Annotated in this window: 11 protein-coding genes; 2 read left to right on the forward strand and 9 right to left on the reverse strand. The window is 75.4% G+C overall.

The annotated features are described in order from the left end of the window. Positions 1–2,155, reverse strand: a 2,155-nt coding sequence (locus tag PGN05_RS12905; RefSeq protein ID WP_419752953.1) for a BTAD domain-containing putative transcriptional regulator, incomplete at its 3' end; no start/stop codon positions are given. Between the two features lie 161 nt (positions 2,156–2,316). On the opposite strand from PGN05_RS12905, the gene PGN05_RS12910 reads away from it, so the two are divergent. Continuing rightward, a complete protein-coding gene (locus tag PGN05_RS12910; RefSeq protein WP_419752954.1) occupies positions 2,317–3,135 on the forward strand; it encodes an alpha/beta fold hydrolase in 819 nt (272 codons plus the stop codon). Positions 3,136–3,596: 461 nt separating this feature from the next. Here the strand turns inward: PGN05_RS12910 and PGN05_RS12915 are convergent, their stop codons facing one another. The 4 genes from PGN05_RS12915 to PGN05_RS12930 all read right to left on the reverse strand — a co-directional run bounded on the left by PGN05_RS12915 (position 3,597) and on the right by PGN05_RS12930 (position 8,121). Further along, positions 3,597–4,085: a hypothetical protein gene (locus tag PGN05_RS12915; protein ID WP_419752955.1), complete on the reverse strand. Its 489-nt coding sequence runs from the start codon at positions 4,083–4,085 to the stop codon at positions 3,597–3,599. Between the two features lie 603 nt (positions 4,086–4,688). Beyond that, a complete protein-coding gene (locus PGN05_RS12920; RefSeq protein WP_419752956.1) occupies positions 4,689–5,789 on the reverse strand; it encodes an FUSC family protein in 1,101 nt (366 codons plus the stop codon). A gap of 99 nt (positions 5,790–5,888) precedes the next feature. After that, on the reverse strand, positions 5,889–6,737 hold the full coding sequence (gene purU, locus PGN05_RS12925) for a formyltetrahydrofolate deformylase (protein WP_419752957.1): 849 nt from the start codon (positions 6,735–6,737) through the stop codon (positions 5,889–5,891). Between the two features lie 10 nt (positions 6,738–6,747). Continuing rightward, positions 6,748–8,121, reverse strand: a complete 1,374-nt coding sequence (locus PGN05_RS12930; RefSeq protein WP_419752958.1) for an L-serine ammonia-lyase — start codon at positions 8,119–8,121, stop codon at positions 6,748–6,750. Between the two features lie 131 nt (positions 8,122–8,252). On the opposite strand from PGN05_RS12930, the gene PGN05_RS12935 reads away from it, so the two are divergent. Then, positions 8,253–8,921, forward strand: coding sequence for a GntR family transcriptional regulator (locus PGN05_RS12935; RefSeq protein ID WP_419752959.1), 669 nt, complete (start codon positions 8,253–8,255; stop codon positions 8,919–8,921). A gap of 141 nt (positions 8,922–9,062) precedes the next feature. On the opposite strand, the gene PGN05_RS12940 is transcribed toward PGN05_RS12935, so the two are convergent. From PGN05_RS12940 to PGN05_RS12955, 4 genes are read right to left on the reverse strand one after another with little or no spacing between them, the layout of a single operon-like run. Beyond that, positions 9,063–11,528, reverse strand: a complete 2,466-nt coding sequence (locus PGN05_RS12940; protein WP_419752960.1) for a GcvT family protein — start codon at positions 11,526–11,528, stop codon at positions 9,063–9,065. A gap of 29 nt (positions 11,529–11,557) precedes the next feature. After that, complete coding sequence (locus PGN05_RS12945; RefSeq protein WP_419752961.1) at positions 11,558–12,142, reverse strand: sarcosine oxidase subunit gamma; 585 nt, start codon at positions 12,140–12,142, stop codon at positions 11,558–11,560. Then, on the reverse strand, positions 12,135–15,005 hold the full coding sequence (locus PGN05_RS12950; RefSeq protein ID WP_419752962.1) for a 2Fe-2S iron-sulfur cluster-binding protein: 2,871 nt from the start codon (positions 15,003–15,005) through the stop codon (positions 12,135–12,137). The genes PGN05_RS12945 and PGN05_RS12950 overlap by 8 nt, the downstream gene beginning before the upstream one ends. Next, positions 15,002–15,280 carry a sarcosine oxidase subunit delta gene (locus PGN05_RS12955; protein ID WP_419752963.1) on the reverse strand — a complete coding sequence of 93 codons (279 nt, stop codon included), beginning with the start codon at positions 15,278–15,280 and terminating at the stop codon, positions 15,002–15,004. The genes PGN05_RS12950 and PGN05_RS12955 overlap by 4 nt, the downstream gene beginning before the upstream one ends. Between the last annotated feature and the right edge of the window lie 2 nt (positions 15,281–15,282).

Below are 15,282 nucleotides of genomic sequence, written 5' to 3' on the forward strand. Positions count from 1 at the left end.
GCGCCTCGGGGCCGCCGGCCGCCGCCACCCCGCGGGCCGCCAGCGCGGCCGCCCCCGGCAGGTCGCCGCGGGCCCAGGACGCCGCGGCGGCGCACGCCAGCGCGTCGGGCAGCCGGGGCGTGTCGAGGTCCCAGGCGGCGACCGTCAGTCCCCAGTCGAGCAGGTCGAGACGTTGCCGCTGGTAGGCGAAGTCGTGGACGTCACCGGCCAGCCGGACCGCCAGCTCTCGGTCGTGCTCGACGGCGTGGGACCAGGCCGTGTGCAGGTCCGGGCCCAGCGCCGCCAGCTCAGCCACCGCGTCCGCCTCGCGCGGGCCGGGTATCCGGCGGGCGAGCCGGGTCAGCCGCTCGGCGACGTCCCGTGCGTGCCGGGCGGCCAGCGCCGCCCGGTCGGCGGAGGGGAGCCGCTCGGCCGCGTAGACCCGCAGCGTCTCGAGCAGCCAGAACCGGCCCCGCCCGGCCTGGACGAGCGACTGGTCGGTCAACCGCGCGAGCAGCGGCGCGACCGCCGACGGGGACAGCGGGGGGTCGGCGCAGACGGCCTCCGCCCGGTCGAGGGGGAACGAGCTCGGGAAGACGGCGAGCCGGGCGAACAGCCGCGCCTCGTCGTCGGTCAGCAGTCCGTGCGACCAGTCCACGACGGCGCGGACCGATCGGTGCCGGGCGGCCGCGGTGCGCCGTCCACCGGCGAGCAGGTCGAGGCCCTGGCCGAGCCGGTCGGCGAACTCGCGCAGGCCGAAGGTGGGGGCACGGGCGGCGCCGATCTCGATCGCCAGCGGCAGCCCGTCGAGCCGACGGCAGATCGCAGCGATCACCTCGACGTCGTCGTCGGGCAGCGCCCGGGCCTCCAGCCCCGGTGCCCGGTCCACGAACAGCCGGACCGCGGGGTTGTCCCGGTCGGGGCCCGACGGCAGCGGCAGCGGCGCCAGGACGTGGACGTGCTCGGAGGCGACGTCCAGTCGCTCGCGGCTGGTGGCCAGCAGCCGGAGGTCGGCGTCGGTGTCGAGCAGCCGCTCCACGAGCGGCGCCAGCTCGGCCAGCACGGTCTCGGCGTTGTCCAGGCACAGCACTCCGCGGTGGCCGCCGAGCGCGCCCGCCAGCGCGCCCGCCGGGTCGGGTCCGCGCGGGCTGTCGGTGCCGGTGGCCTGGGCCAGCGCGTCGACCAGGCGCTCGGGGGTCGCCGTCGACAGGTCGGCCCACCAGATCCGCGTGCCGGCGGCCGCCAGCTCGTGCGCGACCTCGAGGACGAGGCGGGTCTTGCCGACCCCTCCGGGCCCGACGAGGGTCACCAGCCGTTGCCCGGTTAGGCAGTCGCGCAGGAGGACGGCGTCCTCCTCCCGCCCGACCATGCCCCCCGGGCGCCACGGCAGCCGGGCCGCCGCCGGAGCGGGCGTTCCGGTGAGCGGGGCCCGCGCGCCGGGGGCGACCGGCTCGCCGCGCAGGATCCGGGACTCCAGGGCCGCGAGCGCGGCCGGCGGGTCCAGACCGAGCTCGTCGGCCAGGGCGACCCGGTGGGCGCGGTAGGCGTCGAGCGCCTCGGCTGGACGCCGGTCGGCGTCCAGCGCCCGCACCAGCACGTCCACCGGCCGGGTGCGCAGCGGCTCCGCGGCCACCAGCTCCCGCGCCGCGGCGACCGCCTCGGCCACCGCGCCGCACTCCAGCAGCCACGCCGCGCGGTCCTCCCGGGCGGCGGTCCGCAGCTCGGCCAGCCGCGTCGCCGGAGCGCGCGCGAACCCCTCGGCGAACTCGCCGTACGCCGGTCCCCGCCACAGCGCGAGCGCCTCGTCCACCAGCGCGACCGCCTGGTGCGGATCGGTCGGGGCGATCGCGCGCGCCGCCCGGCAGCCCGCCTCGAAGCGCTCGGCGTCGACGCAGGAGGGATCCACCGCCAGCAGGTAGCCCGGAGCACGGGTCTGCACCGCCGCGGCGAGCGGTCCCAGCTGCGACCGCAGCCTGCGGACCGCCTGGTGCAGCGCGTTGCCGGGGTCCTCCGGTGCGCCCTCGCCCCACAGCGCGTCGACGAGCCGGGCGACGGGGACGGCCGTGTTCGGCTGGAGGGCGAGCGCCACCAGGAGCGCGCGGGACCGCTCCCCCGGGATCGGGATCCGCTCGGCCCCTGCCTCGGCCTCGAGCGGACCGAGGACGCGAAAGAACATCGCCGGTCACCTCGACGGTTGACCCCGGGAGTCTGTCACGCACCTGACGCCGCGACCGGTCCCCGCGGCACCGCGACGACAGCCGGGCGACAGCCGGGCCCTCGACCCTGGGTGCACCGGCCGCTCCCGCGGCTGGATCCCCCGCCCGGAAAGGGACGACGATGCCCTTCTTCACCGGCTCCCGCGGCCGCGTCCACCACGAGTCCTGGCTCCCGGACGGGCGCGACGTCGCGCGCGCCGTCGTCCTGCTGCACGGCTACGGCGAGCACCTCGGCCTCTACGACGCCCTCGCCCGCCGCCTGGTCGCCGACGGCACCGCGGTGCACGCGCTGGACGCCGTCGGGCACGGGCGCAGCGACGGCGAGCGGGCCGTCCTCGACTGGGACGTCTACGTCGACGACGCCCGGCAGCTCGCCGACCTGGTGCACGACCGGTACCCCGACCGGCCCCTGGTCCTCGTCGGCCACTCCGCCGGAGCCCTGGCCGCCTACCTGCTCGCGGTGCGCTCCCCCGGCACCGCCGACGCCCTGGTCCTGTCCGGGGCCCCGCTGCGCGGTCAGGAGTGGGTGGCGGCCGAGCTCGCCGGCCCCGGGACCCAGGACCTCACGTTCGACGACCCCAGCGCGGTCCTGAGCACCCACCCGGAGTACGTGCACGCGCTCCTGCACGATCCGTTGACCTGGCACGGCGGGTTCCGGCGGGAGACGCTGCAGGCCATCGTCCGGGTGTGGCCGGAGGCCGCCGCCGCGCTGGCCGAGGGCCGGCCCGACCTCCCGGTGCTCTTCGTGCACGGCGAGGACGACCCGGTCGTCCAGGTCACTGACGCCCGGGCCAGCGCCGCGCAGCTCCCGCAGGCCCGCATCATCACCTTCGCCGGGGACCTGCACGACGTCCTCAACGAGCACGACCGCGACGCCGTCCACGAGCGCGTGGCCGCGTTCGTCGGGGCGGCGACGCGGGAGGTGCCGGCTGCCGTCTGAGGTCGCACCGCCGCCGTGGCGGCACCGGCGCGCGGGGGCGCGGAGGTCGGGACGAGGGGTCGCGACCTCCGCCTCCGTCCGCGGTGCGGCTACCGGTGCGACGTGGCGAACCAGCGGTCGACGACGGAATCGGCCACCGCCCGGCCCAGGGTCCGGGCGTCGTCCATCCCGTCGCGGAAGTGGTAGCCGAGGAAGATCCGGGCGTTCGGTCACGTCATCCAGCCACGCGTCCTCGGAGTCGTAGTGCCGCGTCGCGCCGACGACCTCCGGGGTGAGCGAGGCGATGGTCGTGTCGACGGAGCCCTCCCCGAACAGGTGCTCCAGCGCCTGGGCGACCGCCGAGCTGATGCAGCCGTGGCCGCTCGGGTACTCCGGATAGGCCGGCGCCGGTCGGAACGAGTTCCAGGCCGGGTCCGCCGTGGTCACGGGGTTCCCGTCACGGTCGGCCTGGTGGATCGCCGTCACCGGGCGCCAGTAGGCGGCGTCGTACTTCGCGCGCCAGCACGTGATGGCGGCGTCGGCTGCGGACGCGTTGCGGCGGCGAGCATCCGCGCCGACGCCACGATGTCCATCCCGTGGCGGACGGCCCGGTCCCGCATCGCGTCCTGGTACTGCCGCGGCGGGTTGTCGTTGAAGAACAGCGCGAGTGCGGTGTCCTCCGCGGACCGTCCGGATCCCGTGGCCGCGCCCATGAGCTCGACTTCGGCGAAGTCGGCGGCGTACGCCGCGCTGTCGAGGGGGTCGGGGCCGTCCGGGAGGAACCGCTCCGTCGAGGGGACGAGGATCGGCCTGGTGAAGCCGAGCCAGGCGGTCGTCCACTCCCCGTTGCCGGTCGGCACCCACGTGCCGGGCGGTGGCTCCGCCGGGCGGGGCAGGGTGACCGGCGCCTCGCGGCCGTCGTCGGTCCGCGAGGCGAGGAGGGCCGCCGCCGCGTCGGAACCGGCGCGCACGCCCCGGTCGCGCCCCTTCCCCCGCGGGAACGCCCGCCAGCCACCGGTCGTAGTCCGCCCGCAGCGCTGCCGCCGACGCCGGGAAGAAGGAGCTGAGCACGTCGTGCGCCGCGGTGGCGGCGGCGACGTCGGACGACGCGCCCCGGCCGGGCCACGGTTGCTCCAGCGTGGGCTCGCCCCCACCCTCCACCGTCACGACCGCGTTGTAGACGGCTGTCGAGACCAGGCCGAGGTACAGCTGCGCCACCGGTGGGGGCTTCTGGCCCTCGACCCCGATGGTGCGGAAGGCGATCTCGTTCCAGGCCAGGAGCACCCCCGGGTCCGCGGAGCCGGGCGGACCGTCGGGGTGGGCGGCGGCCGGGGGCGCCAGTCCGACGAGGAGGGAGGCGGCTGCGTGCACGGGTGGAGGAAGCCATGGTCGTGCCGATCTGCCGTGTCGATCGGAAGCTGTCGCCGGAGAGTCGCCGGAGAGTCGCCGGGACCGTCGGTCCGGCGGCCAGCGCGCGCGGGACGATGCGCCCCCCGAACGATCGCCGTCCCGGTCGGGACCGGCCAGCGCCGTCGGACCCTGCCCGTCCGCCACGGCCGGGCCCGCTGCGCGGGTCAGTCGGGCTCGTACGCCTCGAGGGCCAGGAGACCGCGCTGGACACCGACCACCACGGCGCTCACCGGCAGCAGCGACCGGTCACCGGCCAGCGTGCCGAGCCGGTCCACCAGCCGGTCCACCGCGCGCACGGCCGCGTCGATCTGCCGGCTCCTCGGGTCCGCCGTCCCCGGGTTCCCGGAGTGGTAGGGGTTGCGCACGACGCCGGCCAGCGCCACGAGGGCGTCGCCCATCAGCGCGGCGGTGCCGGCGTCAGCGCGGTCCCCCTGGCGGCGATGCGGCCGGAGCTCGGCGACCAGCATCGTGAGGTCGTCGATGAGGACGGCGACGCGGTCCAGGGCCCGGGACTCCAGGCGGACCCGCGCCGCGGCCTCCTGCCAGCGACGGGCCCGCGGGTTGGCCCGCCGCGCCCGCTCCACGAGGGCCTCCGCGCGGCGCATCCGGTCCAGCTCGATGCCGAGCGCGGCCATCCACCGCCGCTCCTCGACCGGCGACGGCACGCGGTCCCGGTCCAGCCGCAGGGCCGTCTGCTCCAGGTGCCGGGCCAGGAGCTCCCGGGTGCGGGCGATCTGCTCGACGGCCTGGGTCAGCTGCAGCGGCGGGAAGAGGACGGTGGTGACGAGGACGCCGACCGCCGCCCCCAGCAGCGTCAGCCCGGCGTAGCGCAGCACGTAGGCGGCGGGGTCCTCCGCCCCCACGGTGAGCATCAGCACCGCGGCGAAGCTGACCCAGCCGGCGTGCTCGCCGAGCGCCCGCCACTGCTCCAGCCCGAACGCGAGCGCCACGAGCAGCGCGATGGTCAGCGCCCGCGGAAGGCCCGGCGTCGCCTCGTAGACGAGGGTGGCCAGGCCGAAGCCGAGCAGGATCGCCAGCACGGTCCGCCAGGCCGCCCCGGCCGAGTCGGCGACCGTGGGGTGGACAGCGATCACCGCACCCAGCGGCGCGTAGTAGGCGAAGTCCGACAGCAGCGGCGGCAGGAGGACGGCGACCTGCCAGGCCAGCCCGGCGGCGATGGCCGCCCGGATGCCGCGTTGGACGGCCGGCCGGCGCAGGATCTCGCGGGCGCCCGTCCGCCGGTTCTCCGCCGTCGTCCTCGTCACCGGTCCCCCGCCGCCCGACCCCGCACCGGCCGCCGATTCTCGCAGGGGCGCGGACCGGGACCGCCGCCGTCCCGGCCGGTGCCGCCGCGGCCGCGCGGTTCAGCGGAAGACGACGGTGCTGTGCCCGTTGAGCAGCACCCGGCGCTCGCTGTGCCACCGGACGGCGCGGGAGAGCGCCAGCGCCTCGGCGTCCTGACCGACGGTGGCCAGCGCGCGCGGGTCGGAGGTGTGGTCGATGCGGATGACCTCCTGCTCGATGATCGGGCCCTCGTCCAGGTCCGGCGTCACGTAGTGCGCCGTCGCGCCGACGAGCTTCACCCCGCGGTCGAACGCCTGGTGGTAGGGCTTGGCGCCCGTGAAGCTCGGCAGGAACGAGTGGTGGATGTTGATCGCCCGGCCGCGCAGGGCGGCGCAGGCCCCGTCGGAGAGCACCTGCATGTACCGGGCCAGCACGACCAGGTCGGCCCGGTGCTCCTCGACCAGCTCGAGCAGCCGCGCCTCGGCCGCCCGCTTGGTCGCCGGCGTCACCGGCACGTGGACGAACGGCAGCCCGGCCGCCTCGGCCATCGGGCGCAGGTCCTCGTGGTTGGACACCACCGCGACCAGCTCGGCGCCGAGGCTGCCGGCCCGCCACCGGAAGACCAGGTCGTTGAGGCAGTGGCCGAGCTTCGAGACCATGACCAGCACCCGCGGCGGCTGGTCCCCGGCCAGCTGGTAGGTCATGCCGAACTCGTCGGCCACCTGCTGGAACTCCGCCGACAGGCGGCCGGCGTCCGTGCCCGGCGCGGCGGCGAACGCCGTGCGCAGGAACAGCTGCCCGCGGACGGCGTCGTCGAACTGCTGGTGCTCGACGATGTCGCAGCCGTGCTCGAAGAGGAACGAGCTGACCGCCCGCACGATGCCGGGGCGCTCGCGGCAGCTCAGCGTGAGGGTGAACGGGTGGGACACGGGTGCCTCCTCAGCACTCGACGATGTTGAGCGCCAGCCCACCGCGGGCGGTCTCCTTGTACTTGTCCTTCATGTCCGCGCCCGTCTCACGCATGGTCTTGATCGCCTTGTCCAGCGGGACGTGGTGCCGGCCGTCCCCGCGCACGGCCATGCGGGCCGCCGCGATCGCCTTGACCGAGCCGATGGCGTTGCGCTCGATGCACGGGATCTGCACGAGGCCGCCGACGGGGTCGCAGGTCAGGCCGAGGTTGTGCTCGATGCCGATCTCGGCGGCGTTCTCCACCTGCTCCGGCGTCCCGCCGAGGACCTCCGCGAGCGCCCCGGCGGCCATGGAGCAGGCCGAGCCGACCTCGCCCTGGCAGCCCACCTCCGCACCGGAGATGGAGGCGTTCTCCTTGAACAGCAGCCCGATCGCCGCCGCGGTCAGCAGGAACCGCACCACGCCGTCCTCGGAGTGGGAGTCGACGAAGTCGCGGTGGTAGTGCAGGACGGCCGGCACGATGCCGGCGGCGCCGTTCGTCGGCGCGGTGACGACCCGCCCGCCGGCCGCGTTCTCCTCGTTCACCGCGAGGGCGTAGAGGGTCACCCACTCCATGGCGCGCAGCGGGTCGGTCTCGTCCGGGGAGTCCTCCAACCGGGCACGCAGCGCGGCGGCCCGCCGCCGCACGCGGAGCCCTCCGGGGAGGACGCCTGCGGTGCGCGTGCCGCGCTCCACGCACTCCTGCATCACCGACCAGATGTGCAGCAGCCCCGCGCGGACCTCGGCCTCGCTCCGCCAGGAGAGCTCGTTGGCCAGCATCACGTCACTGATCCGCAGCCCGGTCTCCCGGGTGTGCGCCAGCAGCTCCTCGCCGGTGCGGAAGGGATACCGCACGGGCGTGGTGTCCTCGACGATCACCGGGGAGCCGGCCTCGTCCTCGTCCAGGACGAACCCGCCGCCCACCGAGTAGTACTCGCGCCGGCGGAGCTCGGCCCCCTCGGCGTCGACGGCGAGGAAGAGCATGCCGTTGCTGTGGAACGCCAGCCGCCTGCGCCGGTGCAGCACGACGTCGTCGTCCACCGCGAACGGGACGGGGTGCTCGCCGGCCAGCCGGAGCACGCCCTCGCGGCGGATGGCGGCGACGCGAGGCTCGGCGGCCAGCGGGTCGACGAGGTCGGGCTGCTCGCCCTCCAGGCCGAGGACGACGGCCTTCACGCTGCCGTGACCGTGCCCGGTGGCCCCGAGCGAGCCGAACAGCTCGCAGCGCACGCCCGCCACCCGCTCGAGCAGCCCCTCCTCTCGCAGCCGCGTGGCGAAGGCGCAGGCGGCGCGCATGGGGCCGACGGTGTGCGAGCTGGACGGGCCGATGCCGACCTTGAACAGGTCGAAGGCGCTGATGGTCACCGGTGCCTCCTGCTGTCCCGTCGCGACCCCGGGGGCCGGTGGCGCTCTTGGTATATCAGTTGTGTAGGGACGGTATGCCGTTCCCTCGGGCGAGGCAAGACCTGCCGGCTCCCAGCCCCTACGATCTGCTCGTGACCGTCGCTCCGCTGGACCTGGACCCCTCGGCCGCCACGTCGCTGGCGGACAAGGCCTACGTCGCGATCCGGGACCGGCTGATCATGCTCGACATCCGCCCGGGCGACCCGATCGACGACGACGAGCTGGCCCAGGCGCTGGGCGTGGGCCGCACGCCCGTCCGCGAGGCGTTGAAGCGGCTGGAGGTCGACCGGCTGGTCGTGTCCTATCCGCGGCGGGGGACGTTCGCGACCGGCATGGACATCTCCGACCTGGCCCACATCTCCGACATCCGCGCCCAGCTCGAGCCGCTGGCGGCTCGGCGGGCCGCCGAGCGGGCCCCCCGGTCGGGGCACGCCCAGCTCGGAGAGCTCGCCACCCGCATCGAGGACCTGGACGTCCCCCGCATCGACCGGACCGAGCTGATGCGCTGGGACCTCGCGGTGCACCGGGCCATCTACCGCGCGGCCGGGAACCCGCACCTCGAGGACGTCCTCATCCGCTACGACAACCTGGCGACGCGCATCTTCTGCCTGTTCCTGGACCGCCTGCCCACGGTCGACGTGCACGTCGGGGAGCACGTGCAGCTGCTGCGGGCGATCGCCGCCGGCGACGCGGACCAGGCCGACGACCTCGCCCGCCAGCACGTCCTCGGCTTCGAGCGGACCATCCGCGCGGTCATCTGAGAGAGGACCACCCTTCCCCCCACGCCTCGCGCGCTCGGCGCGGGACCCTGAAGGGCGGCCGTTCCAGCACGTCACCAGGCGCTCGCGAGCTCGCGGTGGGCCCCTGCAAGGGGGCCGCCCAGGGGCACGGGGGTTCCTCCCTCAGCCGCGGAGACGGGTCATCTCCGGGTCGACGAGCGGCTCGGCGACGACGGTCGCGGGGACCCGGTCGCCGAAGTACCCGATCTCGACCCGCGTGCCGACGGTGGCCGAGGCGGGCAGCCAGGCGTAGGCGATCGGCCGGCCGACGGTGTGCCCGAAGGCCGCGCTGGTCACGTAGCCGGCCGGCCGGCCGTCGACGAACACCGGCTCGGAGCCGAGGACGACGCTGCGGCCGTCGTCGACCGTCAGGCAGGACAGCCGGCGGGAGACCGTGGCGTCGCTGAGGCCGGCGACGGCCTGGCTGCCCACGAAGCCGCCCTTCTGCCTGCGGACGGCGAAGCCGAGTCCGGCCTCCCAGGGGTCGTGCTCGGTGGTCATGTCGGAGCCCCAGGCGCGGTAGCCCTTCTCCAAGCGCAGGCTGCTGAACGCCGCGCGGCCCGCGGCGACGATGCCGTGCTCCTGACCGGCGGCCTCCAGGACGTCCCACAGCCGCCGGCCGTTGTCGGCGCTGGTGTAGATCTCCCAGCCCAGCTCGCCGACGTAGGACAGCCGCATCGCCGTCACCGGCACTCCCCCGATCCGGGCCCGCCGGGCCCGGAAGTACTTCAGCCCCTCGTTCGAGAAGTCGTCGGAGCTGAGCCCCTGGACGACGTCCCGGGCCCGCGGGCCCCACAGGCCGATGCAGCACGTCCCGCCGGTGACGTCCCGGATCTGCACGCTGCCGTCCTCCGGCGCCTCCCGCCGGAGGTGGTCGGAGTCGAGCGGGCCGTTGGCCCCGACCTGGAACAGCTGCTCGCCCAGCCGGGCCACCGTCAGGTCGCTGCGGATGCCACCGGCCTCGTCGAGGACCAGCGTGTAGGTCACCGACCCGACCGACTTGTCCAGCTGACCGGTGGTCAGCCGCTGCAGGAGGTCGAGGGCACCGGGACCGCTGACCTCGAGCCGCTTGAGCGGCGTCATGTCGTACATCGCCACGGCGGTGCGGGTCCGCCACGCCTCGACCGCAGCGATCGGCGACCAGAACTGCCCCGCCCAGGCGTCGCGCTCCGGCGGCACCCACTCCGCCGGCAGCTCGTCCAGCAGGCCGGCGTTGGCCTCGTACCAGTGCGGCCGCTCCCAGCCGCCGGCCTCGAGGAACACCGCCCCGAGCTCCTGCTGCCGGGCGTGGAAGGGGCTGACCCGCAGGTCGCGCGGGGACTGCCGCGGCTGCAGCGGGTGCAGCACGTCGTAGACCTCGACGAAGTTCTGCTGCGAGGTCTCGCTGACGTACTCCGGCGCGAGCTGGACGTCCTCGAAGCGGTGCACGTCGCAGCCGTGCAGGTCGACCTCGCTGCGCCCCTCGACCAGCAGCTGGGCCACCGCCCGGGCCACGCCGGCGGAGTGGGTCACCCAGACCGCCTCGGCGATCCAGAAGCCCCGGACGTCGGGAGACTCGCCGACCAGCGGGCCGCCGTCCGGGGTGAAGGAGAAGATCCCGTTGAAGCCCGAGTCGATCTTCGACGAGCGCAGCGAGGGCAGCAGCCGCTGGCTCTCCTCCCAGACCGGGGCGAAGTCCTCCTCGGTGAAGGGCAGCATCGAGGGCATGGCGGACTCCCGGACGCCGTCCCCCTGCGGCAGCTCGCGCAGGTCGACCGGCATCGGCCGGTGCGCGTAGGACCCGATGCCCAGGCAGTCGCCGTACTCCCGGTAGTAGAGGTCCTGGTCCTGGTGGCGCAGGATCGGCAGGCTCGCCTCGGTGAGCTCGTCGTTGCGCCCGACCAGGTCGGGCACCTGGCCGGTCCGGACGAACTGGTGGGCCAGCGGCAGCAGCGGGACGTCCATCCCGACCATCTCGCCGAGCTCCTGCCCCCAGAAGCCGGCGCAGGAGACGACGACGTCGGCGGGGAGAACGCCGTCCGGGGTGCGGACGCCGGTCACCCGGCCACCGGACTGCTCGACGCCGGTCACCCGGGTCGAGCCCTGGAAGCGGGCACCCCGCGCCTCGGCGCGGCGGGCCAGGGCGACGACCGCCCGCGACGCCTTCGCCAGGCCGTCGCTGGGGATGTGCAGGCCCCCGAGGATGCGGTCGCGGTCGACCAGCGGGTGCAGCCGGACGCACTCGTCCACGTCCACGACCTGCGCCTCGACGCCCCAGGAGGTGGCCCAGCCCTGCTTGCGGTGCAGGTCGGCGAGCCGCTCCGGCGTGGTGGCCACCTCCAGGCCACCGACCTGGTTGAAGCACCAGGCGCCGTCCACGTCGATGGCCTTCAGCTTCTCCACCGTGTAGCTGGCGAACGCCGTCATCGTCTTCGAGGCGTTGGTCTGGAAGACCAGGCCCGGCGCGTGCGACGTGGAGCCTCCGGTCAGCGGGAGGGGGCCCTGGTCGACCACGGTGACGCGGTCCCAGCCGCGGGCGGTCAGCTCGTCGGCCAGGTTGGCCCCGACGATCCCCGCTCCGATGACGACCACACGAGGGGTGGTGGACATGTGTCCTGCTCCTGACTGCCGGTCCTTCATCAGCGGATGGGGGTGGTGGTGTACTCGAGGGCCGCGTCCAGCAGCCAGTCGGCGAGGTAGCCGGCGAAGGAGGACCGGACGAAGACGACGACGTCGTCGCCGGCGTCGGACAGCGCCAGCAGGACGACGCCGGCCTGCCCGAGCGTGGTCTGCGCGCAGCTCCCCCGCCCGAACACCCGAGGGTGCAGGTCGATCGAGCAGCCCCGGGCCAGGACGTCGCGCACCCTCGCCCCGGTCAGCCGCAGGCCGATCCGCTGGGCGGAGACGTCGGTCGCGGACCCGCCCAGGGGCCGGACCGCGGCGCGGATCCGGGCCTCGAGGTCCTGCGGGGCCTCCGTGGTGCTGGTGAGCAGCCACTCGTCCGGCCCCAGCCAGACGGCCCGGCCCGGACCGGCCCGCACCCAGGTGTTGGGCGCCGTCGGCAGGTCCACGCCCAGCGCCGCCGACGCCGCGGCCCCGACGGTGCCGAGCCGGACGTCGACCATCGCGACGAACGGCTCGACGGCGATGCCCACGGTGTCGGGGAGGCGCTCGAAGGGAGCGCTCCACGCCTCCAGGGGGTGCGTGCGCAGCAGCTCAGCCATCGCGGCGGGCTCCTTCGGGATCGACCAGCACCGGCCCGGTGACCTCGACCGGGACGAGGCTGCCGTGGACGGGGACGTGGACGGTGTCGCCGACGCGGGCGCGGCCGCCCTTGACCAGGGCGAGGGCGAACGGGCGTCCGAGCTCGGCGCTGCGGTAGCTGGAGGTGACGTGCCCGAGCATGGGCACCGGTGGGGGCGGCAGCTGGCCGTCGGGACGGAACTCGACGATCTGCGAGCCCTCCGGCAGCACGGTCTGCCGGTCCACCGGCAGGAGCCCGACCAGCTGCTTGCGCAGCGGGTCCTGGTTGGCCGGCCGGGCGAAGGAGCGCTTGCCGACGAAGTCCGGCTTCTTCTTCGAGACGGCCCACGCCATGCCCAGGTCGTGCGGGGTGACGGTGCCGTCGGTGTCCTGCCCGATGATCGGGTAACCCTTCTCGGCGCGGAGGACGTGCATGGTCTCCGTGCCGTAGGGCGTGATGCCGTGCGGGCGCCCGGCCTCGAGCAGCCGCTGCCACACCGCGACGGCGTACCACGGGTTGACGGAGACCTCGAAGGCGAGCTCGCCGGAGAAGCTGATCCGGGCCAGCCGGACCGGCACCCCCTCGAGGGTGGTGTCCCGCCAGGTCATGAACGGGAACGCCTCGGGAGACACGTCCACCTCGGGGAAGACGGCGCCGACGACGTCCCGGGACCGCGGGCCGACGACCGGGAAGGTGGCCCACTGCTCGGTGACCGACGTGCAGTGCACCCGCAGCCCGGGCCACTCGGTCTGGACCCACTCCTCCATCCAGTCGAGGACCTTCGCCGCTCCACCGGTGGTGGTGAGGACGAGGAAGCGGTCCTCGGCCAGCCGCAGCACCGTGCCGTCGTCGATGACCATGCCGTCGACGCCGCACAGGACGCCGTAGCGGACCGAGCCCACGCCGAGGCTGCTCATCAGGTTCGTGTAGAGCCGGTCCAGGAGGACGGCGGCGTCCGCGCCCTGGACGTCGATCTTGCCGAGGGTGGAGCCGTCGAGGATCCCGACCCCCGTCCGGGCCGCGGCGCACTCCCGCAGGACCGCGGCCGCCATGTCCTCGCCGGGCTGCGGGTAGAAGCGGGGACGCTTCCACTGGCCGACGTCCTCGAACACCGCCCCCGCCGCGACGTGCCACTCGTGCAGGGCGGTGACCCGCTCGGGGTCGAACAGGGCGCCGCGGTCGCGGCCGGCCAGCGCGGCGAAGGCGACCGGGGTGTACGGCGGGCGGAACGTGGTGGTGCCGGTGTCCTGCACCGGGACGCCGAGGAGCTCGGCGGTGATCCCCGAGGCGAGGACGCCGGAGGTCTTGCCCTGGTCGTGCGCGGTGCCGATGGTCGTGTAGCGCTTGACGTGCTCGAGCGAGCGCAGGCCGGCGCCGACCGCGCGGGCGATGTCGGCGACCGTCGCGTCGCGCTGCAGGTCGACGAACTGCGTGCGGCCCTCGGCGCCGGTGGTGTCGGGCACCCGCCAGAGCACCAGCGGCGCAGCCGGGACGGCGGGCTCGGGAGCGGCCGGCAGCCGGTCGTCCGCGCTCGGCTCGATCCCCAGGGCCGCCAGCGCGGCGCGGGCGACGCGCCGGCCGTCGTCCAGGCAGCCGGCCAGGTCGGGGATGCCGGCGGCCGAGCCGGCGACGGTGAGGCCGTCGAGCTGCTCCCCGGGCAGGAACGCGCCGCGGGTCTCGTCGTAGCGGAGCCGGCCGCGGGACTGGCTGAACAGGTGCACCGCGGGGTTCCAGCCGCCGCTGACCAGGAGCAGGTCGCAGGCGACCGCGCTGCTGGCGCCGACCTCGCCGTCGGCGAACGGCGCGACGAGCGCGGCGGTGACCCGCTCGACACCGGCCGTTCCGACGACGACCGCCCCGGGCAGGACGCGGATGCCGGCGCGCTCGCACTCCTCGCGGCGCTGCGGTGCGCCCTCCGGCCGGGCGTCGACCACCGCCTGCACCCGCACCCCCGCGCGGGCCAGGTCGAGGGCGGCGTCGTAGGCGCTGTCGTTGGTGGTGAACACCACCGCCTCGCGGCCGGGCAGCACGCCGTAGCGGTGCAGGAAGGTCCGCGCGGCGCCGGCGAGCATGATGCCCGGCCGGTCGTTGTCGGCGAACACCACCGGCCGCTCGTGCGCCCCGGTCGCGACGACGATCGACCGCGCCCGGATCCGCCACACCCGCTGGCGCGAGACGTGCTCGGGAGCCGCCGCGCCCAGGTGGTCGGTGCGCCGCTCCAGGGCGAGGACGAAGCCGTCGTCGTAGCTGCCGAAGGCGGTGGTGCGCTGCAGGTGCAGCACCTCCGGCCGGCGGGACAGTTCCCCGACCGCGTGCGCCACCCAGTCCGCCGCGGGGACGCCGTCGAGCCGGTCGGTGCCCGCCAGCAGCGAGCCGCCGGCCTCGGACTGCTCGTCCACCAGCGCGACGCGGGCGCCGGACCGCGCGGCGCTGAGCGCGGCGGCCAGCCCCGCGGGCCCGGCGCCGACGACGAGCACGTCGACGTGGTGGTGGACGGCGTCGTAGCGGGCCGAGTCCGGGACGTCGGCGAGGCGGCCCTGACCCGGCAGGCCGGAGGCGACCAGCCCGTCGGCGAGCTCGACGGTGCTGGCCAGCAGCATCGGCTCCGGGAAGGGCTCCTCGATCTGGACCAGGCCGCCGGGGTCCTCGGCCCAGGCCGCGGCGATGCCCCGCGGCCGGCCGAGCTTGATGCTGGTGGCGACCTGGTGTCGGCCGGAGGCGAGCAGCGCGGAGGCCAGAGTGTCGCCGGGGTGGCCGGCGAGGACCTGCCCGTCGAAGGTGAACTCGACGGTGGTGGCGCGGTCGATGCGGCCGCCCTCGGGAGTGCGGAACGGACTCGTCATGGGGTTCCCGGCTTCGGCTCGTCGAGGCGGTACACGCTCTCGAAGCGGTGGGTGGCGGTGTCCCGGACGGCGTTGAACCAGCGGCGGCAGCCGGCCGCGTGGTGCCAGCGCTCGGCGAAGCGGCCCTTGGGGTTGTCGCGGAAGAAGACGTAGTGGGCCCACTGCTCGTCGGAGAGCGCGGCCGGATCGGCCGGGTGGGGCACGTGGGCCTGTCCTCCGTAGGAGAACTCGACCTCCTCGCGGGGGCCGCACCACGGGCACGCGATGAGTTGCACGG

It is taken from the genome of Geodermatophilus sp. CPCC 206100 (assembly GCF_048569675.1).
Lineage (GTDB): Bacteria > Actinomycetota > Actinomycetes > Mycobacteriales > Geodermatophilaceae > Geodermatophilus.